This window comes from Stackebrandtia sp., from assembly GCF_035643755.1.
In the GTDB taxonomy this organism is placed as follows: Bacteria; Actinomycetota; Actinomycetes; order Mycobacteriales; family Micromonosporaceae; genus Stackebrandtia.
Map to the genome: position 1 here is coordinate 1 of NZ_DASQPW010000016.1, position 2,836 is coordinate 2,836.

2 protein-coding genes are annotated in these 2,836 nt (G+C 72.3%); both read left to right on the forward strand.

Translation table 11 applies throughout. The annotated features are described in order from the left end of the window. The coding region (locus VE172_RS01100; protein ID WP_324795924.1) for a helix-turn-helix transcriptional regulator at positions 1 to 1,800 on the forward strand (1,800 nt) is incomplete at its 5' end. A 60-nt stretch (positions 1,801 to 1,860) separates the two neighbouring features. Continuing rightward, positions 1,861 to 2,836: GNAT family N-acetyltransferase (locus tag VE172_RS01105; RefSeq protein ID WP_324795927.1), on the forward strand; the 976-nt coding region annotated here is incomplete at its 3' end.

Genomic DNA, 2,836 nt, shown 5'->3' on the forward strand with positions numbered 1-2,836 from the left:
TCGTACGCGTACGTCGAGGAGGCGCACCACCTGGATCGGGTGCTCGAGCTGTGGGAGGCGGTGCCCGACGCGGCCGAGCGGCTGGGGTTGGATCGCGCGGAGGTGTGCGTCCACGCCGCCGAGTGCTGCATGCTCAGCGGGGACTACCCGCGCGGCATCGCTTACGCGACAGCGGGTCTGGGATTCGTGGACGAGGCGCGGGAGCCCGAACGGGCGGCACGGCTGCTGGAGTATCGCGGTCGGCTGCGCGACCGCACCGACGCCACGGGCATGGCCGATCTGGAGCGCTCCTACGACCTGTTCGTTCTCGCCTCCAAGGCCGCGGGCCACGGTCGCGGCGCCGCGGCGGGCGCCAACGATCGGGAACCGTCGCCCGAAGCACCGACGCCGACCACACACGACATCGATCCTGGACGGTCCCGCGACCACGACGCCGTCACGGGCACCAACGGTCGGAAGCCGCCACGGGAGACGGGTCGCGGGCGGTCCCTCGGCCGCGGCAACGTGGCCGACACCAACGATCGGGAACCGTCGCCCGAAGCACCGACGCCGACCACGTGGGACATCGATCGGGGGCGGCTGCTCGGGTTGCGGGCGATGGCCACGGTGCGCGCCGACGCCGAGGCCGCGTTCGCGCTGGGTACCGAGGCGCTGGTCATCGGGCGCCGCACCGCCGACCCCACGGTCACGATTCGGGGTCTGCTGGTGGTGGGGGCCGTGACCTCCCACCTGGACCTGCTGGCCGAGGCGCTGTCGATCACCGAGGACATCCGCGACCACGACCTGATGATCACGGCGCTGATGTACCTGGCCATTCACCATGGGCGCCACGGTGATCAGCCCAGCTCGGCGCGGGCCGCCGCCGAGGGCATGCGGCGTGCCCAGCGGCTCGGTCTGGCCCGCAGCCGCGGCACCCACCTGGCGGGGTACCTGGCCAAGGCGCAGTTGTTGTCGGGCCGTGCGGACGCCGCCGCCGCGACGGTCAACGAGGCGCTAGCCGAGGATCCGCCGCCCATGTCGGCGGGAATCCTGCACGCGGTCGAGGCGCATGTGGCGGTGCTGCGAGGGGATCTCGACACCGCCTCCGAGCTGGCGGAGCGCCTGTCCCTTGACGACGAACGGCTCGGCACGCACTTCTTTCACCGCTGCCAGGTGCTGGCCCTGGTCGCCCTGGCGCGCGGCGAATCGGCGCGGGTGGGCGAGCTGCTCGACACCGCCCTGGCCAATCCGTCGTTTCGCGTCGTGCCCGCCGTGGAGCTTCGGCCGCTGCTGCTGGTCGCGGCGCTCAACCCCGACACCGTCGCCCGCGCCGCCGACCTCAGCCGTTCCCTCCCCGTGGACGGCCTGCTGGACGCCGCGTACCACGAGCTGATCGACGCGCTCACCACCAGCGGGGCCTCCGATGCCTGGGGCTCGGTGATCCCGGTCTGGCGGGAACGCGGCCACCCCTGGGAACTCGCGCTGAGCCTCGGGTTCGCCGCCCGCGCCGCCGATCGCGCCGACACCTCGGGATCGCTGCGCACCGAGGCCGAGGCGATCGCCGAACGCCTGGGCGCCCAGAAGCTATACGCCGCACTGGTTCCCGCGCCCGAGTTCGATGCCGCCAGGAGTGAGCTGTCGCAGCGCGAGCTCGAGGTGCTCGCCCTGATCGCCGAGGGCCTCAGCAATCGCCAGATCGCCGCCAAGCTGTACATCTCCCCCAGCACCGCGGGCGTGCACGTCTCCCACATCCTCACCAAGCTCGGCGCCGCCAACCGCACCGAGGCCGCCACGATCGCGCATCAGCGAGGACTCGTTTAAACACCCAAATACCTCAATCGCCCGATGACGGCGGGGTGTTTACCGACAGAGCCTGGTGCCATGACAAACAACCCGTACCCGCTGCGACCCGTCACCGATGCCGAGTTCCCCCGCTGGGCGCGCATGATCGCCGACACCTACGGCATCGACCGCACCGACGCCGAACTGGCGATCCAGCGCTCCGCCACCGACCTGAGCCGCACGGTCGGCGCGTTCGACGGCGCCACCCCCGTCGGCGGCGCGTCGATCTACCCGCGCAGGCTGACCGTCCCCGGCGCGCGGCTCGATGTCGCGGGGGTCGCCTCGGTCGCGGTGCCGCCCACGCATCGGCGGCGCGGCATCAACACCGCGATGATGCGCTACCAGTTGGAGGACATGCGTTCCCACGGCGAGGCCGTGGCGGCGCTGCGGCCCGCCGAGGCGGGCATCTACGGCCGCTACGGTTACGGCCCCGCCAGCCAGGGCGCGCAGTGGCGCGCCGACGCCCGCGCCATGGTTCTGCGCGGCGACACCGACTTCGGCGACGGAGCGATCTCCCTTCTGGACGCCGAAGGCGCGCGCGGCGTCATCGCCGCGGTGTACGAGCGCGTCGCGCGCGAGACGGTCGGCTGGCCCGACCGCGACGCCAGCGCCTGGGACCTGCGCCTGTTCGAACCGCCGCGCGGCGATCGCACCGCGATTCGCTACGCCGCCCACACGTCGAACGGTCGGGCCGACGGGTACGTCCTGTATCGACGGATGAGCCGCGGCGCCGAGATTCTCGAACTGGCCGCCGAGACCAGGGCCGCGCACGCCTCCCTGTGGCGGTTCATGATCGACATGGACCTGGTCGACCTCATCGAGTACGAGGCCGCCGTGGACGATCCGCTGCTTCACCTTCTGGTCGACCCCCGCGCCACCCGTCCGTCGGTGCAGGATCGGCTGTGGGTGCGCCTGGTCGATGTGGACGTCGCCCTGGCGGCTCGGCGCTACGCGGCCGACCTCGACGTGGTGATCGACGTCGCCGATCCCCTGTGCCCGTGGAACAACGGCCGCC